30 protein-coding genes and 1 pseudogene are annotated in these 19,835 nt (G+C 63.6%); 30 read left to right on the top strand and 1 reads right to left on the bottom strand.

Annotated elements, in window-relative coordinates; all coding sequences use genetic code 11:
* From QRO93_RS16755 to QRO93_RS16615, 29 genes and pseudogenes are all read left to right on the top strand, one after another.
* Positions 1-368, top strand: a pseudogene (locus QRO93_RS16755) (elongation factor Tu); the annotation flags it as partial.
* 332 nt (positions 369-700) lie between these two features.
* Positions 701-1,012, top strand: a complete 312-nt coding sequence (rpsJ, locus tag QRO93_RS16750) for a 30S ribosomal protein S10 (RefSeq protein ID WP_005408208.1) — start codon at positions 701-703, stop codon at positions 1,010-1,012.
* Between the two features lie 11 nt (positions 1,013-1,023).
* The gene (rplC, locus tag QRO93_RS16745; RefSeq protein WP_004145336.1) at positions 1,024-1,674 is read left to right on the top strand and encodes a 50S ribosomal protein L3; all 651 of its coding nucleotides are present in this window, start codon (positions 1,024-1,026) and stop codon (positions 1,672-1,674) included.
* Positions 1,675-1,686: 12 nt separating this feature from the next.
* Positions 1,687-2,292, top strand: a complete 606-nt coding sequence (gene rplD / locus QRO93_RS16740; RefSeq protein WP_004145337.1) for a 50S ribosomal protein L4 — start codon at positions 1,687-1,689, stop codon at positions 2,290-2,292.
* Positions 2,289-2,588: a 50S ribosomal protein L23 gene (gene rplW / locus QRO93_RS16735; protein ID WP_004145338.1), complete on the top strand. Its 300-nt coding sequence runs from the start codon at positions 2,289-2,291 to the stop codon at positions 2,586-2,588. Before rplD ends, rplW begins: the two co-directional genes overlap by 4 nt.
* A 10-nt stretch (positions 2,589-2,598) precedes the next feature.
* Positions 2,599-3,426 (top strand): 50S ribosomal protein L2, encoded by an 828-nt coding sequence (rplB, locus tag QRO93_RS16730; protein WP_004154484.1) that lies wholly within the window; start codon positions 2,599-2,601, stop codon positions 3,424-3,426.
* A gap of 6 nt (positions 3,427-3,432) precedes the next feature.
* A complete protein-coding gene (rpsS, locus tag QRO93_RS16725; protein WP_004154485.1) occupies positions 3,433-3,702 on the top strand; it encodes a 30S ribosomal protein S19 in 270 nt (89 codons plus the stop codon).
* Between the two features lie 12 nt (positions 3,703-3,714).
* Positions 3,715-4,050 (top strand): 50S ribosomal protein L22, encoded by a 336-nt coding sequence (gene rplV, locus QRO93_RS16720; protein WP_004145348.1) that lies wholly within the window; start codon positions 3,715-3,717, stop codon positions 4,048-4,050.
* Positions 4,051-4,068: 18 nt separating this feature from the next.
* On the top strand, positions 4,069-4,803 hold the full coding sequence (gene rpsC / locus QRO93_RS16715) for a 30S ribosomal protein S3 (protein WP_004145350.1): 735 nt from the start codon (positions 4,069-4,071) through the stop codon (positions 4,801-4,803).
* Positions 4,804-4,808: 5 nt separating this feature from the next.
* On the top strand, positions 4,809-5,222 hold the full coding sequence (rplP, locus tag QRO93_RS16710) for a 50S ribosomal protein L16 (RefSeq protein WP_004154486.1): 414 nt from the start codon (positions 4,809-4,811) through the stop codon (positions 5,220-5,222).
* Complete coding sequence (gene rpmC, locus QRO93_RS16705) at positions 5,222-5,407, top strand: 50S ribosomal protein L29 (RefSeq protein ID WP_004154487.1); 186 nt, start codon at positions 5,222-5,224, stop codon at positions 5,405-5,407. Before rplP ends, rpmC begins: the two co-directional genes overlap by 1 nt.
* An 11-nt stretch (positions 5,408-5,418) precedes the next feature.
* Positions 5,419-5,688 carry a 30S ribosomal protein S17 gene (gene rpsQ / locus QRO93_RS16700; RefSeq protein WP_004154489.1) on the top strand — a complete coding sequence of 90 codons (270 nt, stop codon included), beginning with the start codon at positions 5,419-5,421 and terminating at the stop codon, positions 5,686-5,688.
* A 12-nt stretch (positions 5,689-5,700) separates the two neighbouring features.
* A complete protein-coding gene (gene rplN / locus QRO93_RS16695) occupies positions 5,701-6,069 on the top strand; it encodes a 50S ribosomal protein L14 (RefSeq protein ID WP_004145357.1) in 369 nt (122 codons plus the stop codon).
* A 16-nt stretch (positions 6,070-6,085) separates the two neighbouring features.
* Positions 6,086-6,403 carry a 50S ribosomal protein L24 gene (rplX, locus tag QRO93_RS16690; RefSeq protein ID WP_004154490.1) on the top strand — a complete coding sequence of 106 codons (318 nt, stop codon included), beginning with the start codon at positions 6,086-6,088 and terminating at the stop codon, positions 6,401-6,403.
* A gap of 11 nt (positions 6,404-6,414) precedes the next feature.
* Positions 6,415-6,957, top strand: a complete 543-nt coding sequence (gene rplE, locus QRO93_RS16685; protein WP_004154491.1) for a 50S ribosomal protein L5 — start codon at positions 6,415-6,417, stop codon at positions 6,955-6,957.
* An 18-nt stretch (positions 6,958-6,975) separates the two neighbouring features.
* Positions 6,976-7,281, top strand: a complete 306-nt coding sequence (gene rpsN, locus QRO93_RS16680; protein ID WP_005408209.1) for a 30S ribosomal protein S14 — start codon at positions 6,976-6,978, stop codon at positions 7,279-7,281.
* Between the two features lie 259 nt (positions 7,282-7,540).
* Positions 7,541-7,939: a 30S ribosomal protein S8 gene (gene rpsH / locus QRO93_RS16675; RefSeq protein WP_005408210.1), complete on the top strand. Its 399-nt coding sequence runs from the start codon at positions 7,541-7,543 to the stop codon at positions 7,937-7,939.
* An 18-nt stretch (positions 7,940-7,957) separates the two neighbouring features.
* Entirely contained in the window at positions 7,958-8,482 is a 525-nt protein-coding gene (rplF, locus tag QRO93_RS16670) for a 50S ribosomal protein L6 (RefSeq protein WP_180878925.1), read from the top strand.
* Positions 8,483-8,562: 80 nt separating this feature from the next.
* The gene (rplR, locus tag QRO93_RS16665; RefSeq protein ID WP_024957318.1) at positions 8,563-8,922 is read left to right on the top strand and encodes a 50S ribosomal protein L18; all 360 of its coding nucleotides are present in this window, start codon (positions 8,563-8,565) and stop codon (positions 8,920-8,922) included.
* Positions 8,923-9,083: 161 nt separating this feature from the next.
* Positions 9,084-9,626 (top strand): 30S ribosomal protein S5, encoded by a 543-nt coding sequence (rpsE, locus tag QRO93_RS16660; protein WP_053448882.1) that lies wholly within the window; start codon positions 9,084-9,086, stop codon positions 9,624-9,626.
* Positions 9,619-9,810, top strand: coding sequence for a 50S ribosomal protein L30 (gene rpmD / locus QRO93_RS16655; protein ID WP_004154497.1), 192 nt, complete (start codon positions 9,619-9,621; stop codon positions 9,808-9,810). Before rpsE ends, rpmD begins: the two co-directional genes overlap by 8 nt.
* A gap of 6 nt (positions 9,811-9,816) precedes the next feature.
* Entirely contained in the window at positions 9,817-10,260 is a 444-nt protein-coding gene (gene rplO / locus QRO93_RS16650) for a 50S ribosomal protein L15 (RefSeq protein WP_004154498.1), read from the top strand.
* Between the two features lie 7 nt (positions 10,261-10,267).
* Positions 10,268-11,635, top strand: a complete 1,368-nt coding sequence (secY, locus tag QRO93_RS16645; protein ID WP_004154499.1) for a preprotein translocase subunit SecY — start codon at positions 10,268-10,270, stop codon at positions 11,633-11,635.
* Positions 11,636-11,982: 347 nt separating this feature from the next.
* A complete protein-coding gene (gene rpsM, locus QRO93_RS16640) occupies positions 11,983-12,339 on the top strand; it encodes a 30S ribosomal protein S13 (RefSeq protein ID WP_004154500.1) in 357 nt (118 codons plus the stop codon).
* An 11-nt stretch (positions 12,340-12,350) separates the two neighbouring features.
* Positions 12,351-12,740, top strand: coding sequence for a 30S ribosomal protein S11 (rpsK, locus tag QRO93_RS16635; RefSeq protein ID WP_004145443.1), 390 nt, complete (start codon positions 12,351-12,353; stop codon positions 12,738-12,740).
* A 15-nt stretch (positions 12,741-12,755) separates the two neighbouring features.
* Entirely contained in the window at positions 12,756-13,385 is a 630-nt protein-coding gene (gene rpsD, locus QRO93_RS16630) for a 30S ribosomal protein S4 (RefSeq protein WP_004145446.1), read from the top strand.
* Positions 13,386-13,441: 56 nt separating this feature from the next.
* The gene (locus tag QRO93_RS16625) at positions 13,442-14,440 is read left to right on the top strand and encodes a DNA-directed RNA polymerase subunit alpha (RefSeq protein WP_004145453.1); all 999 of its coding nucleotides are present in this window, start codon (positions 13,442-13,444) and stop codon (positions 14,438-14,440) included.
* Between the two features lie 191 nt (positions 14,441-14,631).
* The gene (rplQ, locus tag QRO93_RS16620) at positions 14,632-15,015 is read left to right on the top strand and encodes a 50S ribosomal protein L17 (protein WP_005408217.1); all 384 of its coding nucleotides are present in this window, start codon (positions 14,632-14,634) and stop codon (positions 15,013-15,015) included.
* A gap of 174 nt (positions 15,016-15,189) precedes the next feature.
* Entirely contained in the window at positions 15,190-15,696 is a 507-nt protein-coding gene (locus QRO93_RS16615) for a disulfide bond formation protein B (protein ID WP_004154504.1), read from the top strand.
* Between the two features lie 45 nt (positions 15,697-15,741).
* On the opposite strand, the gene QRO93_RS16610 is transcribed toward QRO93_RS16615, so the two are convergent.
* A complete protein-coding gene (locus QRO93_RS16610) occupies positions 15,742-17,868 on the bottom strand; it encodes a TonB-dependent receptor (RefSeq protein WP_164087343.1) in 2,127 nt (708 codons plus the stop codon).
* Positions 17,869-18,088: 220 nt separating this feature from the next.
* On the opposite strand from QRO93_RS16610, the gene QRO93_RS16605 reads away from it, so the two are divergent.
* The gene (locus QRO93_RS16605; RefSeq protein WP_049457545.1) at positions 18,089-19,480 is read left to right on the top strand and encodes a class II 3-deoxy-7-phosphoheptulonate synthase; all 1,392 of its coding nucleotides are present in this window, start codon (positions 18,089-18,091) and stop codon (positions 19,478-19,480) included.
* Positions 19,481-19,835: the final 355 nt, after the last annotated feature.

Genomic DNA, 19,835 nt, shown 5'->3' with positions numbered 1-19,835 from the left:
ACAACGCTGGCCTGCTGCTGCGCGGCACCAAGCGTGACGACGTCGAGCGTGGCCAGGTCCTGGCCAAGCCGGGTTCGATCAAGCCGCACACCAAGTTCGAAGGCGAAGTGTACGTCCTGTCGAAGGACGAAGGCGGCCGCCACACCCCGTTCTTCAACGGCTACCGCCCGCAGTTCTACTTCCGCACCACCGACATCACCGGCGCCGCTGCACTGCCGGAAGGCGTCGAAATGGTGATGCCGGGTGACAACGTCAAGATGGTCGTCACCCTGATCAACCCGGTGGCAATGGACGAAGGCCTGCGCTTCGCTATCCGCGAAGGCGGCCGTACCGTCGGCGCCGGCGTGGTCTCGAAGATCATCGAGTAATCTGGTAGTATCTGCGCCCCGATGTTGCCTGGGTAGGGCATCGGGGCGTATCAAATGGGAAAGCAGGCACAGGATGTGCCTTGTGTTCCCCGGACCAGGAAGGGTCAATGCCATTCAGGCGGCGTCAACAGGCGACTGTTGACAGCTGCCTTGCGTGCCATTATGCTTCTACGTCTGGGCAGGCCGGGAAACTGGTCTGCCTACGTTTTTGAGGTCTATGGAGTGACCTTGGCGGCCTGCAGGAGTGCGGGCCGTCCGTATTCAGGAATTTCATGGGGCAAAGCAACCCAGAGGCTTTGTCTGTCGCTCTTTTAACGAAGGAACCTACCGCCATGGCGGACCAAAAGATCCGGATCCGGCTGAAAGCGTTCGATCATCGTCTGATCGACCGTTCGGCCAGCGAGATCGTTGAAACGGCAAAGCGGACCGGCGCGCAAGTGCGTGGCCCGATCCCGCTGCCGACCAAGATCGAGCGTTACACCGTTCTCGTCTCCCCGCACGTCGACAAGGACGCGCGTGACCAGTACGAGACCCGCACGCACAAGCGCGTGCTCGATATCGTTGACCCGAATGACAAGACCGTGGACGCGCTGATGAAGCTCGAACTGGCTGCCGGCGTCGACGTTCAGATCAAGCTGACCTGAGGACTACGACCATGACGAAGAAGTATTCGTTGGGCTTCGTGGGCCGCAAGGCTGGCATGAGCCGCGTGTTCACTGAAGATGGCCGCTCCATCCCGGTGACCCTGATCGAAGCAACCCCGAACCGCATCGCGCAGATCAAGACCGTCGAAACCGACGGCTACAGCGCCGTGCAGGTGACCGTCGGCGCGCGTCGCGCTGCCCTGGTCAACAAGCCGGAAGCCGGCCACTTCGCCAAGGCGAAGGTGGAAGCGGGTCGTGGCCTGTGGGAATTCCGCGTTGAAGACGCGCAGCTCGGCGATTTCGCCGTTGGCGGCGAAGTCAAGGCGGACATCTTCGAAGTCGGCCAGATCGTCGACGTCCAGGGTGTCACCAAGGGTAAGGGCTTCCAGGGCACCATCAAGCGCCACAACTTCCGTATGGGCGATGCAACCCACGGTAACTCGCTGTCGCATCGCGCGCCGGGTTCGCTGGGTCAGCGCCAGACCCCGGGTCGTGTTTTCCCGGGCAAGAAGATGTCGGGCCACATGGGCGCGGTGCAGCAGAGCACCCAGAACCTGGAAGTGGTCAAGGTCGACGTCGAGCGCGGTCTGATCGCGGTTCGCGGCGCCGTTCCGGGCGCGGCGGGTGGCGACGTGATCGTCCGTCCGGCGAGCAAGGCATAAGGAGAGATGACGATGGAACTCGTTATCACGGGTAGCAACAACAAGGTCTCGGTCTCCGACGCCGTGTTCGGTCGCGATTTCAGCGAAGATCTGGTCCACCAGGTCGTCGTTGCCTACCGCAACGCCGGCCGCGCCGGCACCAAGGCACAGAAGACTCGCTCTGAAGTGGCTGGTACCACCAAGAAGTCGAAGAAGCAGAAGGGCGGCGGCGCGCGTCATGGCGCACTGACGGCTCCGATCTTCGTCGGCGGCGGTGTCACCTTCGCGGCCAAGCCGCGCAGCTTCGAGCAGAAGGTCAATCGTAAGCAGTACCGTGCCGCCATGTGCGCGATCCTGTCCGAGCTGAACCGTCAGGGCCGTCTGACCATCGTGGAGTCCTTCGATGTCGAAGTGACCAACACGAAGGGTCTGATCGCCAAGCTGGCCGGCCTGGAAGTGGGCAAGCGCCCGCTGATCGTCACTGAAGAAGCCTCCGAGCACCTGTACCTGTCCGCCCGCAATCTGCCGTACGTGCAGGTGCGTGACGTGCAGGGTCTGGACCCGGTGTCGCTGGTCGGTGCCGACACGGTCGTCATCACCGCTGACGCGGTCAAGAAGGTCGAGGAGTGGCTGGCATGAACAGCAACGAAAAAATCTTCAGCGTGCTGCGTGCCCCGCGTGTCTCCGAAAAGACCGCGCGCCTGCAGGAACTCTCCAACCAGTATGTCTTCGAAGTTTCGAACGAAGCCACCAAGGCCGATGTAAAGGCCGCGGTTGAGCAGCTGTTCGACGTCAAGGTCGAAGCCGTCAACGTGGTCAACGTCAAGGGCAAGAACAAGTCCTTCCGTAACCGTGCTGGCCGCCGCGGCGATTGGCGCAAGGCGTACGTTCGCCTGGCCGATGGCCAGTCGATCGATGTAACGGCCAAGGCCTGAGGTACATCCCATGCCATTGATGAAATTCAAGCCCACCTCCCCCGGCCGCCGTTCGGCCGTGCGCGTGGTCACCCCCGACCTGCACAAGGGTGCTCCGCACGCCGCACTGGTCGAGTCGCAGAGCCGCTCGGGTGGTCGTAACCACCATGGCCGCATCACCGTGCGTCACGTCGGTGGTGGTGCCAAGCAGCACTACCGCATCATCGACTTCAAGCGCAACAAGCTGGGCATCCCGGCGCGCGTGGAACGCATCGAATACGATCCGAACCGCACCGCCCACATCGCCCTGCTGTGCTACGTCGACGGTGAGCGTCGCTACATCATCGCCCCGAAGGGCCTGAAGGCGGGTGATCAGGTGATCGCCGGTTCGGATGCCCCGATCAAGTCGGGCAACACCCTGCCGCTGCGCAACATCCCGGTCGGTACCACCATCCACTGCATCGAACTGAAGCCGGGCAAGGGCGCTCAGATCGCTCGCGCCGCCGGTGCGGCCGTGCAGCTGGTGGCTCGCGAAGGCATCTACGCCACCCTGCGCCTGCGCTCGGGTGAAATGCGCAAGGTTCCGGTCGAGTGCTGCGCCACCATCGGTGAAGTCGGCAACGACGAGCACAGCCTGGAAAAGCTGGGCAAGGCCGGTGCCAAGCGTTGGCGCGGCGTCCGCCCGACCGTTCGTGGTGCTGCCATGAACCCGGTTGACCATCCGCACGGTGGTGGTGAGGCCAAGGCCGGCCAGGGTAACCCGCATCCGGTCACCCCGTGGGGTGTCCCGACCAAGGGTTACAAGACGCGCCATAACAAGCGCACTCAGCAGTTCATCGTCCGCGATCGTAGGGGCTAATCGACCATGGCACGTTCACTCAAGAAGGGCCCGTTCGTCGATCACCACCTCGTCAAGAAGGTGGAGGCCGCTGCGGGCAGCAAGAAGCCGATCAAGACCTGGTCGCGCCGTTCGATGATCCTGCCTGACATGGTAGGCGTCACCATTGCCGTGCATAACGGCAAGAACCACATCCCGGTTCTCGTCAACGAGAACATGGTCGGCCACAAGCTCGGCGAATTTGCCATCACCCGGACCTTCAAGGGTCACGGTGGTGACAAGAAGTCGGGCAAGTAAGGAGAGATGACAATGGAAGCGAAAGCCATCCTGCGCACTGCGCGCATCTCCCCGCAGAAGGCTCGTCTGGTCGCTGACCAGGTGCGCGGTCTGCCGGCCGAGCGTGCGGTCAACCTGCTGAAGTTCTCGGACAAGAAGGCTGCCCACCTGATCAAGAAGGTGGTGGAGTCGGCAATTGCCAACGCCGAGAACAACCAGGGCGCCGACGTCGACGAGCTGAAGGTTCAGACCATCATGGTTGATGAAGGTCCGACCCTGAAGCGTTTCATGGCGCGGGCGAAAGGCCGCGGTACCCGCATCCTCAAGCGCACCAGCCACATCACTGTGGTTGTGGGCGCCGCCAAGTAAGCGGATAAGGAAAAGACCATGGGTCATAAAGTTCATCCGATTGGTATCCGCCTCGGCATTTCCAAGGACTGGAACTCCAAGTGGTACGCCAACAAGGCCGAGTTCGCTGGTTACCTGGCAGCCGACCTGAAAGTGCGCGAAATGCTGCGCAAGAAGCTGGCTCAGGCCGGCATCAGCAAGATCCTGATCGAGCGTCCGGCCAAGACCGCTCGCGTGACGATCCACACCGCCCGTCCGGGCGTGGTGATCGGCAAGCGCGGTGAGGACATCGAGAAGCTGCGCAAGGAAGTGAGCGAGATGATGGGCGTCCCGGCGCACATCAACGTCACCGAAGTGCGCAAGCCGGAACTGGACGCGCAGCTCGTTGCCGAGTCGATCGCCCAGCAGCTGGAGCGTCGCATCATGTTCCGCCGCGCGATGAAGCGCTCGGTCGGCAACGCGATGCGCCTGGGTGCCCTGGGCATCAAGGTCAACGTCGGTGGCCGCCTCAACGGTGCAGAAATCGCCCGTTCGGAGTGGTACCGCGAAGGCCGCGTGCCGCTGCACACCCTGCGTGCCGACATCGACTATGGCTTCGCTGAAGCCAAGACGACCTACGGCATCATCGGCATCAAGGTCTGGATCTACAAGGGCGAGGTCTTCGATTTCTCCCAGGTTGGCCAGGAAAAGCAGGACGACACCCCGTCGCGCAACGATCGTCACGATCGCGGCGACCGTGGTGACCGTCAGCGCCCGGCCCGTGAAGCGAGGTAACGACAATGTTGCAACCCAAGCGAACCAAGTACCGCAAGGTACACAAGGGCCGTAACGATGGCCTGAGCTGGAGCGCCAACGCTGTCAGCTTCGGCGAATACGGCCTGAAGGCAACCGCACACGGTCAGCTGACCGCGCGTCAGATCGAAGCGGCCCGCCGCTCGATCAGCCGCTACGTCAAGCGCGGCGGCAAGATGTGGATCCGCGTGTTCCCCGACAAGCCCATCACCAAGAAGCCCATCGAAGTCCGAATGGGTTCTGGTAAGGGTAACGTGGAATACTGGGTGGCCCAGATCCAGCCCGGCCGCATGATCTATGAAATCGAGGGTGTTTCCGAGGAAGTGGCTCGCGAGGCGTTCCGCCTGGCCGCCGCCAAGCTCTCGGTCACCACCACTTTCGTGACCCGTACGGTGCGCTGATGGATATCAAAACTCTCCGTGAAAAGTCGGCTGACGAACTCAAGGCCCACCTGATCGACCTGCGTAAGGAACAGTTCTCTGTCCGTATGCAGCAGGTCACCGGCCAGCTGCCGAAGACCCACGACATTCGCCGGGTCCGTCGCGAGATTGCTCGCGTCAAGACCCTGCTCGGCAGCACGAAGTAAGGATGGCCGCTATGAGCGACAATACTGAAAAGAAGACGCTGCGCACGGTCGAAGGCCGTGTCGTCAGCAACAAGATGGACAAGACGGTTACCGTCCTGGTTGAGCGTCAGGTCAAGCACGCGCTGTACGGCAAGTACATCAAGCGCTCGACCAAGCTGCACGCCCACGATGCCGACAACGCCTGCAAGGAAGGCGATGTCGTCCGCGTGACCGAGATTGCTCCGATGTCCAAGACCAAGAACTGGCGCGTGGTGGAAGTCATCACGCGTGCGGCTGAATAAGGAGTCTGAATCATGATCCAGATGCAGAGCTACCTTGACGTCGCGGACAATTCGGGTGCCAAGCAGGTGATGTGCTTCAAGGTGCTGGGTGGTTCCAAGCGCCGTTACGCCGGCATCGGCGACATCATCAAGGTCACCGTGAAGGATGCGATTCCGCGCGGCAAGGTCAAGAAGGGTGAAGTGTATGACGCCGTCGTGGTGCGTACCCGCAAGGGTGTGCGTCGCGCCGATGGCTCGCTGATCCGCTTCGACGGCAACGCTGCCGTTCTGCTGAACAGCAAGCAGGAGCCGATCGGTACCCGTATCTTCGGGCCGGTGACCCGTGAACTTCGTTCGGAGAAGTTCATGAAGATCGTCTCGCTCGCTCCCGAAGTGCTGTGAGCGACAGGAGATAATCATGGCTAACCGTATCAAGAAGGGCGACCAGGTTGTCGTCAACGCTGGCAAGGACAAGGGCAAGCAGGGCGAAGTCGTCCGCGTCGACGGCGACCGTGTGGTCGTCGCCAACGTGAACATCGTCAAGCGCCACACCAAGCCGAACCCGCAGGCAGGTGTTGCCGGCGGCGTGGTCGAGCGCGAAGCTTCGATCCATATCTCCAACGTGAATGTTCTGAACCCGGCTTCGGGCAAGGGCGAGCGCGTTGGCTTCAAGGTGCTGGAGGATGGACGCAAACTGCGTGTGTTCCGCTCCAGCGGTGAGGCGCTCGACGCCTGAGGAATGAGAAGATGAGTTCCCGTCTCGAAAAGTTCTACAAGGACGAAGTGGTGCCGGCGCTGATGAAGCAGTTCGGTTACACCAATCCGATGGAAGTGCCGAAGCTGGTCAAGGTCACCCTGAACATGGGTGTCGGCGAAGCGGCCACCAACAAGAAGATCCTGGAAAACGCCGTCGGCGACATGACCAAGATTTCCGGCCAGAAGCCGGTTGTCACCAAGTCGCGTGTGTCGGTTGCGTCGTTCAAGATCCGCGATGGTTGGCCGATCGGCTGCAAGACCACGCTGCGTCGCCACAAGATGTACGAGTTCCTGGATCGCCTGATCAACATCTCGCTGCCGCGCGTGCGCGACTTCCGTGGTGTTTCCGGTCGTTCCTTCGACGGCCGCGGCAACTTCAACATGGGTGTGAAGGAGCAGATCATCTTCCCGGAAATCGACTTCGACGCCGTCGACGCGATCCGCGGTATGGATATCGCCATCACCACCACTGCGAAGACCGACGCGGAAGCGAAGGCGCTGCTGGCAGCGTTCAAGTTCCCGTTCCGTAACTGATCCGTCGAGGAAACCGAAATGGCAAAGACCTCCATGGTCAACCGCGACATCAAGCGGGAAAAGCTGGCAAAGAAGTACGCTGAAAAGCGTGCGGCTCTGAAGAAGATCGTGTCCTCCGTGGACGCGACCTACGAAGAGAAGATCGACGCCGCAACCAAGCTGGCCAAGCTGCCGCGCGATTCGTCGCCGAGCCGCCAGCGCAACCGTTGCGAGCTGTCGGGTCGTCCGCGTGGCGTGTACAGCAAGTTCGGCCTCGGCCGCAACAAGCTGCGCGAAGCCACCATGCGCGGCGACGTCCCGGGTCTGCGCAAGGCCAGCTGGTAATCCCAGCCGGCCCTGCGATCAGGAGCCTCTTCGGGGGTTCCTGAACCGGGGCAGGGGAGGCGTTCAGCCTTCCCTGAGCAAAAAAACCGAAGAGCCCGGCGCAAGCCGGGCTCTTTTGGCGTATACTCCCGCGTCTTGCCCTGTGCAAACGGGGTTGCAGGAGCGGGTCTCTGGCCCGCTGCATCAAGGGACCTGGCCCGTTTCCAGGAGACAACAGATTTTCGCGAAAGCGGATATCGGTGCACTCAAAGGTACTCATATGAGCATGACTGATCCCATCGCCGACCTGCTGGTCCGCATCAAGAATGCGGCTGCGGTTGGCAAGCAGACGGTGAAAGCCCCGTCGTCCAAGATCAAGGTTGCGATCGCCCAGGTCCTGAAGGACGAGGGTTACATCACCGACCTGCGCGTGACCCAGCTGGAAAACAACAAGTCCGAGCTGGAAATCGTGCTGAAGTATTTCGAAGGCAAGCCGGTCATCGCGACCCTGAAGCGCTTCTCGCGTTCGGGCCTGCGCCAGTACCGCGGCAAGAGCGAGCTGCCGAAGGTCATGAACGGCCTGGGTATCTCCATCATTTCCACCTCCAAGGGCATCATGACTGATGCGCAGGCGCGCCAGCTGGGCGTCGGCGGCGAAGTCCTGTGCTTCGTGGCCTAAGGCGAAAGGAGTAGAACTATGTCCCGCGTAGCCAAGAAGCCCGTCACCCTGGGTAAGGTTGAACTGAACGTCCAGGCCGAATCGGTCACCGTCAAGGGCCCGAAGGGCACCCTGTCGCTGCCGAAGCCGGCCGGTATTGCCATCAACGTCGACAGCGGCGTTGCCACCCTGAGCACCGAGAACGCCGACCTGGTCGCGCTGACCGGTACCGTCCGCGCGATCCTGGCCAACATGGTCAAGGGCGTGTCCGAAGGCTTCGAGCGCAAGCTGGAGCTGGTCGGCGTGGGTTACCGTGCTGCCATGCAGGGCAAGGATCTGAGCCTGTCGCTCGGTTTCTCGCACCCGGTCGTGTTCGTGGCGCCGGAAGGCATCACCATCACCACCCCGACCCAGACCGAGATCCTGGTCCAGGGCGCTGACAAGCAGGTCGTCGGTGAAGTCGCCGCCAAGATCCGTGCGTTCCGCAAGCCGGAACCGTACAAGGGCAAGGGCGTGAAGTACTCCGACGAAGTCATCATCCGTAAGGAAGCCAAGAAGGCGTAAGCGCGAGTCCCTCGCAAGAGCCCGCACATCCTTGTGCGGACTCCTCAGGGAAAAGCCCAACCTTCAGCTTTCAAGGAATAATCAAAATGAACAAGAACATCGCCCGCCTGCGTCGCGCCAAGTCGACCCGCGCCCACATCCGTGAGCTCGGCGTCGCCCGCCTGTCGGTGCTGCGCACCGGCCAGCACCTGTACGCCCAGGTCTTTACCGCCGACGGTTCCAAGGTGCTGGCTGCCGCCAACACCACCCAGACCGACGTCATGGAAGGCCTGAAGAACGGCAAGAACGCCGATGCTGCCGCCAAGGTTGGCCGCATCGTCGCCGAGCGTGCCAAGGCCGCCGGCGTCGAGAAGGTTGCCTTCGATCGTTCGGGCTACCGCTACCACGGCCGCATCAAGGCCCTGGCAGAAGCCGCCCGCGAAGCCGGCCTGCAGTTCTAAGGGATAAGGGCAGGGGGCCTAGGGTCCTCTGCCCGCCTGCTCGCCAGCCTGAGTGAGGCTGGGCGACGCCGCTCTTCTGCAGCGGCTCACCGCAACAACGCAGCACTCCACAACCATAAGCGGCCCCGAGCCGTACATACCCAAACTACCAAGGAATCAAAATGGCAGAAGAGCGTCAGCAGCGGGGTCGCGATCGCGACCGTAACCGCGAAGAGAAAGTCGACGACGGCATGATCGAAAAGCTGGTCGCGGTCAACCGCGTCAGCAAGACCGTCAAGGGTGGCCGCCAGTTCACCTTCACCGCCCTGACCGTGGTCGGCGACGGCGAAGGCAAGGTCGGTTTCGGCTATGGCAAGGCGCGCGAAGTGCCGGTCGCCATCCAGAAGTCGATGGAGCAGGCCCGCAAGAACCTGGTCAGCGTTGACCTGAACAACGGCACCCTGTGGCACACCATCAAGGATGGTCACGGCGCAGCCCGCGTGTTCATGCAGCCGGCTTCTGAAGGTACCGGCGTCATCGCCGGCGGTGCCATGCGCGCCGTGCTGGAAGCGGTTGGCGTGAAGAACGTGCTGGCCAAGGCCACCGGTTCGCGCAACCCGATCAACCTGGTGCGTGCCACCGTGAAGGGCCTGACTGCAGCGCAGTCGCCGGCTCGCATCGCGGCCAAGCGCGGCAAGAAGGTGGAGGAACTCAACCATGGCTAATGAGTCCAACAAGACTGTGAAGGTGCGCCTGGTGCGCGGCCTGCGTGGTACCCAGTCGCGTCACCGCCTGTCGGTGCGTGCGCTGGGCCTGAACAAGCTCAACGATGTGCGTGAACTGAAGGACAGCCCGCAGGTTCGCGGTCTGATCAACACCGTTCACTACCTCGTCAAGGTTGAGGAGTAATCGATCATGACTCTGCGTCTCAATGAACTGAGCCCGGCACCGGGCGCCCGCACCGAGCGCACCCGCGTCGGTCGCGGTATCGGCTCGGGCCTGGGCAAGACTGCCGGCCGCGGCCACAAGGGTTCGTTCGCCCGTAAGGGTGGCGGCAAGATCAAGGCTGGCTTCGAAGGCGGCCAGACCCCCATGCAGCGTCGTCTGCCGAAGATCGGCTTCCGTTCGCCGATCGCCAAGGACACCGCTGAAGTGCTGCTGTACGCGCTGGACAAGCTGCCGGCCGGCGAGATCGACTTCGCCGCCCTGCGTGCTGCCAAGCTGGTCCCGAGCACCGCAAAGAAGGCCAAGGTCGTCGTCAAGGGCGAAGTGACCAAGGCGTTCACCCTGAAGGGTATTGCTGCCACGGCTGGTGCCAAGGCCGCGATCGAAGCTGCCGGCGGCAGCGTGACGGAGTAAGAAAATCATGGCGCAAGCTGGCATCGGTAACCTCGCGGGCGGAATGGGCAAGTTCACTGAACTTCGCCAACGTTTGCTGTTCGTCGTCGGGGCTTTGATCGTCTATCGCATCGGCTGCTACGTGCCGGTGCCGGGCGTCAATCCCGATGCCATGCTTGCCATGATGCAACAGCAGGGCGGCGGCATCGTGGACATGTTCAACATGTTCTCGGGCGGCGCCCTGCACCGTTTCAGCATCTTCGCGCTGAACGTGATGCCGTACATCTCGGCATCGATCGTGATGCAGCTGGCCGTGCACATCTTCCCCGCCCTGAAGGCGATGCAGAAGGAAGGTGAGTCCGGCCGCCGCAAGATCACCCAGTATTCGCGCATCGGCGCCGTGCTGCTGGCAGTGGTGCAGGGCGGCTCGATCGCACTGGCCCTGCAGGGCCAGGTCTCGCCGTCGGGCGCTCCGGTCGTGTACGCGCCGGGCATGGGCTTCGTGCTCACCGCCGTGGTCGCGCTGACCGCCGGCACCATGTTCCTGATGTGGGTCGGTGAGCAGGTCACCGAGCGCGGCATCGGCAACGGCGTGTCGCTGATCATCTTCGCCGGTATCGTGGCCGGCCTGCCGGGTGCGGTCATCCACACCTTCGACGCCTACCGCGACGGCAACATCCAGTTCATCCAGCTGCTGCTGATCGCCATCGTCGTGCTCGCCTTCACCTTCTTCGTGGTGTTCGTCGAGCGTGGCCAGCGCCGGATCACGGTCAACTACGCGCGCCGCCAGGGCGGTCGCAACGCGTACATGAACCAGACCTCGTTCCTGCCGCTGAAGCTCAACATGGCCGGCGTCATCCCGGCGATCTTCGCCTCGAGCCTGCTGGCCTTCCCGGCCACCCTGGCCATGTGGTCCGGCCAGGCCGCCAACCAGAGCAGCTTCGGCCAGATCCTGCAGAAAGTCGCCAACGCGCTCGGCCCGGGCGAGCCGCTGCACATGATCGTGTTCGCTGCGCTGATCACCGGTTTCGCGTTCTTCTATACCGCGCTGGTGTTCAACTCGCAGGAAACCGCCGACAACCTGAAGAAGTCGGGCGCGCTGATCCCGGGCATCCGTCCGGGCAAGGCCACCGCCGACTACATCGACGGCGTGCTGACCCGCCTGACCGCAGCCGGCTCGGCGTACCTGGTGATCGTCTGCCTGCTGCCGGAACTGATGCGCACGCAGCTGAACGCCTCGTTCTACTTCGGCGGTACTTCGCTGCTGATCGTGGTGGTGGTGGTGATGGACTTCATCGCCCAGGTGCAGGCGCACCTGATGTCGCACCAGTACGAGAGCCTGCTGAAGAAGGCCAACCTGAAGGGCGGCAACCGCGGCGGTTTTGCCCGCGGCTGATAGGCCTGTTATACTTTCGTCTTCCTGACGTGATGGTCCCTCCGCTTCGCGGACTCCGGCCACACAAACGAAGGGCGGCCCCCGCAGCGGTTCCGGGTGGGGGTGTGATGAGGTGGTCCCGCGCTGGAGTAGCGCGGGCGGCCCCGGGGGAAACCCCAGGTCCAACCCCATCCGGCGCCGGAGCCTGGGCACACTCCCCAGGCCGGGTTCATGAAACCAATGGTTTCACGGGCTTCCATGTAAACCGGAACCTTGTTAGTATCGCTAGTTCACTTTTTTGATCCATCCTGCCGGATTGGCGTGCCCGAGGCGCGCTGTCGGCCATCACTCAGCTGGAGAACCGCGTCATGGCGCGTATTGCAGGCGTCAACCTGCCAGCCCAGAAGCACGTCTGGGTCGGGTTGCAAAGCATTTACGGCATCGGCCGTACCCGTTCGAAGAAGGTCTGCGAAGTCGCAGGCGTTGCTTCGACCACCAAGATCCGCGATCTGTCGGAGCCGGAAATCGAGCGCCTGCGCGCCGAAGTCGGCAAGTACATCGTGGAAGGCGATCTGCGCCGTGAAATCGGTATCGCGATCAAGCGCCTGATGGACCTGGGCTGCTACCGCGGCCTGCGTCACCGTCGTGGCCTCCCGCTGCGTGGCCAGCGCACCCGTACCAACGCCCGCACCCGCAAGGGTCCGCGCAAGGCGATCAAGAAGTAAGGGACTGAGAAATGGCTAAGCCCGCTGCTAAGACCAAGAAGAAGATCAAGCGCGTCGTCACCGACGGCGTTGCCCACGTCCACGCTTCGTTCAACAACACCATCGTCACCATCACCGACCGCCAGGGCAACGCTCTGTCGTGGGCGACCTCCGGTGGCGCTGGCTTCCGCGGTTCGCGCAAGTCGACCCCGTTCGCTGCCCAGGTGGCTGCTGAAAAGGCCGGTCGTGCTGCGCTGGACTACGGCGTGAAGTCGCTGGAAGTCCGCATCAAGGGCCCGGGTCCGGGCCGTGAGTCGGCCGTGCGTTCGTTGAACAACGTCGGCTACAAGATCACCAACATCATCGACGTGACGCCTATCCCGCACAACGGGTGCCGTCCGCCGAAGAAGCGTCGCGTCTAAAGGGAGCGATAAGAAATGGCTCGTTATATCGGTCCTACCTGTAAGCTCGCCCGTCGCGAAGGCGCCGACCTGTCCCTGAAGAGCCCGGCGCGTGCGCTGGACTCGAAGTGCAAGCTGGAGCAGAAGCCCGGCCAGCACGGCGCCACTGCCCGCAAGGGCAAGCTGTCCGACTACGCCACCCAGCTGCGTGAAAAGCAGAAGGTCAAGCGTATCTACGGCCTGCTGGAGCGTCAGTTCCGCAACTACTACAAGAAGGCCTCGACCAAGAAGGGCAACACCGGCGAGAACCTGCTGCAGCTGCTGGAAACCCGCCTGGACAACGTCGTCTACCGCATGGGCTTCGCCGTGACCCGTCCGGCTGCCCGTCAGCTGGTGTCGCACCGCGGCGTCACCGTGAATGGCAAGTCGGTCAACCTGGCTTCGTACCAGGTCAAGGCTGGCGACGCCATCGCTCTGTCTGAAAAGGCTGCCAAGCAGCTGCGCGTCCAGGAAGCCCTGACCGTCGCCGCCCAGCATGACCTGAGCCCGTCGTGGGTTGAAGTGGATTCCGGCAAGTTCACCGGCATCTTCAAGGCTGTTCCGGATCGTTCGGATCTGCCTGCGGACATCAACGAAGCGCTGATCGTCGAGCTGTATTCGAAGTAATTCATCATTGGAGAGCCCCCGGCGACGGCCGGGGGTTCACTAGGAGAACCCGCAACATGACGGTTACCGCCAACCAGGTTCTGCGTCCTCGCGGTCCGCAGATCGAACGCCTTACCGACACCCGTGCAAAGGTCGTTATCGAACCTTTGGAGCGGGGTTACGGGCATACGCTGGGCAATGCCCTGCGTCGCGTGCTGCTGTCGTCCATCCCGGGCTTCGCCATCACGGAAGTCGAAATCGACGGCGTGTTGCATGAGTACACCACGGTCGAAGGTCTGCAGGAGGACGTGCTCGAAGTCCTGCTGAACCTGAAGGACGTGGCCATCCGTATGCACTCCGGCGACAGCGCCACCCTGTCCCTGTCCAAGCAGGGCCCGGGCGTTGTCACCGCTGCCGACATCAAGGTTGACCACAATGTGGAAATCTTGAACGGTGACCACGTGATCTGCCACCTGACCAAGGACACGGCAGTGAACATGCGTCTGAAGATCGAACGTGGTTTCGGCTACCAGCCGGCTGCCGCGCGTCGTCGTCCGGACGAAGAAACCCGTGCCATCGGCCGCCTGGTCCTGGATGCCTCGTTCTCGCCGGTCCGCCGCGTCGCCTATGCCGTGGAAGCGGCCCGCGTCGAACAGCGTACCGACCTGGACAAGCTGGTCATCGATATCGAGACCAACGGCACCATCGACGCCGAGGAAGCCGTGCGCACCGCCGCCGACATCCTCAGCGACCAGCTGTCGGTGTTCGGTGACTTCACCCACCGCGACCGCGGTGCGGCCAAGCCGGCCAACAACGGCGTGGATCCGGTGCTGCTGCGCCCGATCGACGATCTGGAGCTGACCGTGCGTTCGGCCAACTGCCTGAAGGCTGAAAGCATCTACTACATCGGCGATCTGATCCAGAAGACCGAAGTGGAGCTGCTGAAGACCCCGAACCTGGGCAAGAAGTCGCTCACCGAGATCAAGGAAGTGCTGGCTCAGCGCGGCCTGTCCCTCGGCATGAAGCTGGAGAACTGGCCGCCGGCCGGCGTCGCCAGCCACGGCATGCTGGGCTGATATCGGTAATGCCTGGAGGCTCCACCGGCAACGGTGGAGCCTTCAACGCAACACAACATGCCACGACGAGCCCCAGGTTCGCGCGGCAGGTCGTCCAGGACGGGCGGCCAGGACCATCCGCAGTCCGCGCAGCAACGCCAGGATGGCGACAACGATCCACACAGCCTCATCATTAACCAAGGAATATCACCATGCGTCACCAGAAGTCTGGCCGTAAGTTCAGCCGTACCAGCGCCCACCGCGAAGCGATGTTCAAGAACATGGCCGCCTCGCTGTTCAAGCACGAGCTGATCAAGACCACCCTGCCGAAGGCCAAGGAACTGCGCCGCGTTGCCGAGCCGCTGATCACCCTGGCCAAGGTCGACTCCGTCGCCAACCGCCGTCTGGCCTTCGCCCGCCTGCGCGACAACGAAGCCGTGGGCAACCTGTTCACCATCCTGGGCCCGCGCTACGCGAACCGTCCGGGCGGCTACCTGCGCCTGCTGAAGTGCGGCTTCCGCGCCGGCGACAACGCACCGATGGCCTACGTCGAGCTGGTTGACCGTCCGGTCGTGGCCGAAGAAGTGGCCGAGTAATCGGACCGCTCCAACGCGACACAGCGAAAGCCCGGCCTCTGCCGGGCTTTTGCGTTTCCGGGGTTGCTGGGCGCTGCCTGCAACCCACACCGTTCCGACAGGCGTCACCTGTGGCGGTTCGAATGGCGCGCACTCTCGGTTACGCTTGGCGCCTGATCCATTCGAGCGTTGACGATGAATCCACTGCGCTGGCCCTTCCGCGCCCAGTTCTTCCTGGGCTTCCTGATCTGTGCGGGCCTGCTGGGCTACGCGATCTTCCTGCAGTTGAAGATGGGCCTGGAGCCGTGCCCGCTGTGCATCTTCCAGCGCCTGGCATTCGCCGCGCTCGGCCTGCTGTTCCTGATCGGCGCGCTGCACGGGCCGTCCAACCGACCTGGCCGCGCGACCTATGGCGTACTGGCCTTCATCGCCGCCGCGGTGGGTGTCGGCATCGCCGCGCGCCACGTCTACGTGCAGATGCTGCCGCCGGAGATGGGCGCGACCTGCGGCCCACCGCTGAGCTTCCTGCGCGAGACCATGGGGCCACTGGAAGTGTTCCGCACGGTGCTGACCGGTACCGGCAACTGCGGCAACATCGACTGGACGTTCCTGGGCCTGACCATGCCAATGTGGTCGGGGGTGTGGTTCGTGCTGCTGGCGCTGTGGGCGCTGCTGGTGTCGCTGCGCAAGGTCAAGCGCTGAAGCAAGGTAATGCCGGCCAGCGGCCGGCACTACCACGGTCCGTCCTCAGAAGTCCTGCTGCAGGCTCAGGTAGGCGCCGCGGCGCGGGCCCCATTGCGGGGCGAACACGCCGACACCGCCGCCATCGCGCAGCTGGTAGCTGCGATCCAGTGCGTTGATCAGCGCCAGCTGCACATGCAGCGGATGGCCGCTGTCGGCGTTGAAGTCGTGGCCTGCACTGAGATTGACCTGCAGGTACGACGGCAGCTCGCCGCCATTGGGCACGCCCTCGATGTCCGAACGCAGGCCGCTGCCGAACACGTAGTTGGCACCGATCCGGTTGTGGCCCGCGAAGGCGTAGCTGAAGCCGCCCGACGACGTCAGCTTCTGGTCGTGATCCAGGTGGATCCAGTGGTTGGCCACGTAGGCCAGGGCTTCCGGGTCCAGGTTGTACTGCCCGGTGATGACGTCGGTACCGATGGCCTTGTTCAGGGCGGCGTTGAGGTAGGCGCTGAACGGGCCGTTGCTGTAGTCGGCACTGAATTCCAGGCCGCGGATGTGGCCGCGGCGATAGTTGAACGTCGAATAGATGTAGGCGGCGCCGAACTGGCCTTCATCCTGCAGCCGCGCGACGCGGCGGTCATACGCATCCAGGCCCAGTGTGAGGTGTTCACCCAGCTGCTGCGAGACGCCGATGTCGTAGTAATCGCTGCGTTCGGCCAGCGGAATGTTGTTGCCGCCGCTGGGCTGCTGGTTGGTGGTGCCGTCGTAGAGGGCGATGTCGCTGCTGGCGATCAGCTCGCTGGCCGGTGGCGTGAAGTAGCGCGAGTAGCCGGCGTGCACGGTGGTGCTGTCGCTGGCATTCCAGACCACGCCCACGCGCGGGCTGAGCTGGCCTTCGGTGCGCCCAAAGGCCTTGTAACGGTCACCGCGCAGGCCGTAGTTGACGGTCCAGTCGTCGCCGATCTTCCATTCGTCCTGCACGTACAGCGCCAGCGTGCTGGCGTGGAAGGCGCTGCGATCGGGAATCAGCAGCGGCGTGGTGCTGGACTGCTGGCCGGCGTCGTCGACCGGGAACACCCAGCTGTTGTTGCTGGCCCGCGCGTTCTCGTAGTTGCCATACAGGCCATAGCGCAGCGTGTGGTCGTTGCCCAGCGGCGTGGAGAAGTCGGCCTGCAGGGTATTGGCGCGGTTGCTGCGCTGGACCTGTGAGGCGACGCCGCTGAACACCAGGTCGCCGACCACGTCCGGGTTGAATCCCACATCGCTGTAACGCTGCCCGGCCGAGAGCTGGTAGGCGGTGCTGCCCAGCGTGCCCTGCAGCACCAGCATGCCGAAGCGGGTGGTCTCGCGCTGGGTCTCATCCAGCTGGCTGGAGTCGAAGGTGGTGGTGTCGAGATAGCCGAACTGCGGTGTCTGGCCCGGATTGACCGGGATCTGGAAGCGGTTGTTGGCGAAGCCGGCGAATACGCTCAGGCGGGTGTTGTCGTTGACCAGATAGGTCAGGTCGGCGAAGGCCTTGCCCTGGTGGGTGTCGTCGTGCAGCGGCTTGCGCGAGGGGGTCGGATTTTCCAGGCCGACCTCGTTCTGGTCGTAGTTGCCGGTCAGGAACCAGCTCCAACGGCCCTGGTTGCCCCACCATGAGGCATTCGGATTGAGCTTGCCGAACGAGCCGGCAGTGAGGCCCGCGCTGCCACCATTGCCAAGTTCGGCGCCATTGCGCGTAGTGATGTCGACCACCGCAGCGGTGCGCTCGCCGAACTGCGCCGGCAGAGCGCCATCCATCAGGCGGATGCTCTTGATGGTGCGTGCATCCAGGGTCTGGCCAAAGCCGGAGATCGATTCGGGCAGCAGCACGCCGTTGATGCGGTACTGCAGGTTGGCGTGGTCGCCGCGCACATGCACGCCGCCGTACGAATCCTGGACCACGCCCGGCGCCTGCAACAGCACCTGGCTGAGTGGCGCAGACGCACCCAGCGGCTGCTTCTGGATGTCCTCGGCGGTGATCTGGTACTGGCTGCTGCCGATATCCGGCGACAGCATGTTGCGGGCCTGGTCGAGCTGAGCGTGGACGGTCACGGCGTCCAGGTCCTTGACCGGCGCGGAGGTGTCGTCGGCAGCTGCGGCGAAGGCGGGCAGGCTGGCCAGAGCCAGGGCGAGGGTGATGCCGGTAGCGAGCAGGGAGGGCTTCATGGCGATGGGCTGTGGAAGGGGCCGGTCGGGGAATGTGGAGTGTTACTTCGTAACAGTGCGTGGCGAATCATGCGCCTGCCGGGACGGCCATGGCCATGCGGTTTGTGGCCGATCGCGATGCCCTTTCCCCGGCGTTCAGCCATGTGCAGACCACGCCCGGCCCTTTGCGACAGCGGTCGGCTCTGCGACCATGAACGTCCCCCACTTCCGGAAGTCTGCAATGAGCCTGTCCGCCGTTTCGCCTGTCCCCGACCCTGCCGCGACCGCCGCTGGCGCTGCCTGGTCGCCGGAGAGCTGGCGTGGCAAGACCGCGCTGCAGATGCCGACCTACCCGGACCCGGTCGCGCTGGATGCGGCCCTGCACGAGCTGAAGCGGCTGCCGCCGCTGGTTACCTCGTGGGAGATCCTGGCGTTGAAGCAGCAGTTGGCCGAGGCGCAGGAGGGCAAGCGCTTCCTGCTGCAGGGCGGTGACTGCGCGGAGAATTTCAGCGACTGCGAATCGGGCACCATTTCCAACCGGTTGAAGGTGCTGCTGCAGATGAGCCTGGTGCTGGTGCACGGCCTGCGCCAACCGGTGATCCGCGTTGGGCGCTTTGCCGGCCAGTACGCCAAGCCGCGTTCGGCCGATACCGAAACCCGCGATGGCGTGACCCTGCCCAGCTACCGTGGTGACGTGATCAATGCGCCGGCGTTCACCGAAGCGGCGCGCCTGCCCGACCCGAAGCGGATGCTGCAGGCCCACGCGCATTCGGCGATGACGATGAACTTCGTGCGTGCGCTGATCGATGGCGGCTTCGCCGACCTGCACCATCCGGAGTACTGGAACCTGGAGTGGGTAAGCCACTCGCCGCTGGCCGCCGAGTACCAGAAGATGGTGGCCTCGATCGGCGATGCGGTGCACTTCATGGAGACCCTGGCCGGGGCCCGCGTGCACAACCTCAATCGCATCGATTTCTACACCTCGCACGAAGCGCTGCTGCTGCCCTACGAACAGGCGCTGACGCGGCAGGTGCCGCGTCAGCAGGGCTGGTTGAACCTGAGCACGCATTACCCGTGGATCGGCATGCGCACCGCTGCGCTCGATGGCGCGCACGTGGAGTACCTGCGCGGCGTGCGCAACCCGATCGCAATCAAGGTCGGCCCGTCGGTGACGCCGGACCAGCTGCTGCGCCTGATCGATGTGCTCAACCCGCATGATGAACCTGGCCGCCTGAGCTTCATCCATCGCATGGGTGCGGCGCAGATTGCCGGAAAGTTGCCGCCGCTGCTGGACGCGGTCAAGCGTGACGGTCGCCGTGTGCTGTGGGTATGCGATGCGATGCATGGCAATACCGAGAGCACTGCCAATGGTTTCAAGACGCGTCGTTTCGACAATGTGCGCGGCGAGGTTGAGATGTCGTTCGACCTGCATGCGGCCGCGGGCACGCGCCTGGGCGGCGTGCACCTTGAGCTGACCGGCGAGGATGTGACCGAGTGCACCGGTGGCGCGCGCGAGTTGACCGAGCGCGATCTGGAGCGTGCGTATCGTTCGACGGTGGACCCGCGGTTGAACTACGAGCAGTCGCTGGAGATCGCGATGGCGATCGTGCGCAAGCAGGAACAAGTGCGGTAAGGGTTTTTCGGCAGGGCTTGCAGCCCTGCACCTGCTACAAGCCAGATCAACGTCAAAGTCGGGCATTCCGGGGGATGCTGGGGCGGTGTCGGAGTGCGGGGACGCCGCAAGTACGTCCATGTAGGCTTGGCAGCCGCATCCATGCGGCTGACACCCCGCACTCCGACACCGCCCCACCTCTGACAGATTGCTGCGATCTGTCGGTGGGTGCCGACCGTTGGTCGGCACATCTGTCAGATATCGATACACACAAATGCGGTCAGATCTGTTCCAGCAGATCGCGGAAATCTGTCAAAGGCGGGGTGGGTCCGGTTGCGGGAGTGTCCGCGGCATGGATGCCGCGGCCAAGCCCCCA

The sequence above is a fragment of the Stenotrophomonas maltophilia group sp. Smal17 genome, from assembly GCF_030237045.1.
In the GTDB taxonomy this organism is placed as follows: Bacteria; Pseudomonadota; Gammaproteobacteria; order Xanthomonadales; family Xanthomonadaceae; genus Stenotrophomonas; species Stenotrophomonas forensis.
Note: the sequence above shows the minus strand (reverse complement) of the source record. Positions and strands in the feature narration are given on the sequence as shown.

Excerpts from the sequence above, each read along its gene's own strand:
- rpsJ (WP_005408208.1), top strand. The coding sequence starts at position 701 with ATGGCGGACCAAAAGATCCGGATCCGGCTGAAAGCGTTCGATCATCGT.
- rplC (WP_004145336.1), top strand. The coding sequence starts at position 1,024 with ATGACGAAGAAGTATTCGTTGGGCTTCGTGGGCCGCAAGGCTGGCATG.
- rplD (WP_004145337.1), top strand. The coding sequence starts at position 1,687 with ATGGAACTCGTTATCACGGGTAGCAACAACAAGGTCTCGGTCTCCGAC.
- rplW (WP_004145338.1), top strand. The coding sequence starts at position 2,289 with ATGAACAGCAACGAAAAAATCTTCAGCGTGCTGCGTGCCCCGCGTGTC.
- rplB (WP_004154484.1), top strand. The coding sequence starts at position 2,599 with ATGCCATTGATGAAATTCAAGCCCACCTCCCCCGGCCGCCGTTCGGCC.
- rpsS (WP_004154485.1), top strand. The coding sequence starts at position 3,433 with ATGGCACGTTCACTCAAGAAGGGCCCGTTCGTCGATCACCACCTCGTC.
- rplV (WP_004145348.1), top strand. The coding sequence starts at position 3,715 with ATGGAAGCGAAAGCCATCCTGCGCACTGCGCGCATCTCCCCGCAGAAG.
- rpsC (WP_004145350.1), top strand. The coding sequence starts at position 4,069 with ATGGGTCATAAAGTTCATCCGATTGGTATCCGCCTCGGCATTTCCAAG.
- rplP (WP_004154486.1), top strand. The coding sequence starts at position 4,809 with ATGTTGCAACCCAAGCGAACCAAGTACCGCAAGGTACACAAGGGCCGT.
- rpmC (WP_004154487.1), top strand. The coding sequence starts at position 5,222 with ATGGATATCAAAACTCTCCGTGAAAAGTCGGCTGACGAACTCAAGGCC.
- rpsQ (WP_004154489.1), top strand. The coding sequence starts at position 5,419 with ATGAGCGACAATACTGAAAAGAAGACGCTGCGCACGGTCGAAGGCCGT.
- rplN (WP_004145357.1), top strand. The coding sequence starts at position 5,701 with ATGATCCAGATGCAGAGCTACCTTGACGTCGCGGACAATTCGGGTGCC.
- rplX (WP_004154490.1), top strand. The coding sequence starts at position 6,086 with ATGGCTAACCGTATCAAGAAGGGCGACCAGGTTGTCGTCAACGCTGGC.
- rplE (WP_004154491.1), top strand. The coding sequence starts at position 6,415 with ATGAGTTCCCGTCTCGAAAAGTTCTACAAGGACGAAGTGGTGCCGGCG.
- rpsN (WP_005408209.1), top strand. The coding sequence starts at position 6,976 with ATGGCAAAGACCTCCATGGTCAACCGCGACATCAAGCGGGAAAAGCTG.
- rpsH (WP_005408210.1), top strand. The coding sequence starts at position 7,541 with ATGAGCATGACTGATCCCATCGCCGACCTGCTGGTCCGCATCAAGAAT.
- rplF (WP_180878925.1), top strand. The coding sequence starts at position 7,958 with ATGTCCCGCGTAGCCAAGAAGCCCGTCACCCTGGGTAAGGTTGAACTG.
- rpsE (WP_053448882.1), top strand. The coding sequence starts at position 9,084 with ATGGCAGAAGAGCGTCAGCAGCGGGGTCGCGATCGCGACCGTAACCGC.
- rpmD (WP_004154497.1), top strand. The coding sequence starts at position 9,619 with ATGGCTAATGAGTCCAACAAGACTGTGAAGGTGCGCCTGGTGCGCGGC.
- rplO (WP_004154498.1), top strand. The coding sequence starts at position 9,817 with ATGACTCTGCGTCTCAATGAACTGAGCCCGGCACCGGGCGCCCGCACC.
- secY (WP_004154499.1), top strand. The coding sequence starts at position 10,268 with ATGGCGCAAGCTGGCATCGGTAACCTCGCGGGCGGAATGGGCAAGTTC.
- rpsM (WP_004154500.1), top strand. The coding sequence starts at position 11,983 with ATGGCGCGTATTGCAGGCGTCAACCTGCCAGCCCAGAAGCACGTCTGG.
- rpsK (WP_004145443.1), top strand. The coding sequence starts at position 12,351 with ATGGCTAAGCCCGCTGCTAAGACCAAGAAGAAGATCAAGCGCGTCGTC.
- rpsD (WP_004145446.1), top strand. The coding sequence starts at position 12,756 with ATGGCTCGTTATATCGGTCCTACCTGTAAGCTCGCCCGTCGCGAAGGC.
- QRO93_RS16625 (WP_004145453.1), top strand. The coding sequence starts at position 13,442 with ATGACGGTTACCGCCAACCAGGTTCTGCGTCCTCGCGGTCCGCAGATC.
- rplQ (WP_005408217.1), top strand. The coding sequence starts at position 14,632 with ATGCGTCACCAGAAGTCTGGCCGTAAGTTCAGCCGTACCAGCGCCCAC.
- QRO93_RS16615 (WP_004154504.1), top strand. The coding sequence starts at position 15,190 with ATGAATCCACTGCGCTGGCCCTTCCGCGCCCAGTTCTTCCTGGGCTTC.
- QRO93_RS16610 (WP_164087343.1), bottom strand. The coding sequence starts at position 17,868 with ATGAAGCCCTCCCTGCTCGCTACCGGCATCACCCTCGCCCTGGCTCTG.
- QRO93_RS16605 (WP_049457545.1), top strand. The coding sequence starts at position 18,089 with ATGAGCCTGTCCGCCGTTTCGCCTGTCCCCGACCCTGCCGCGACCGCC.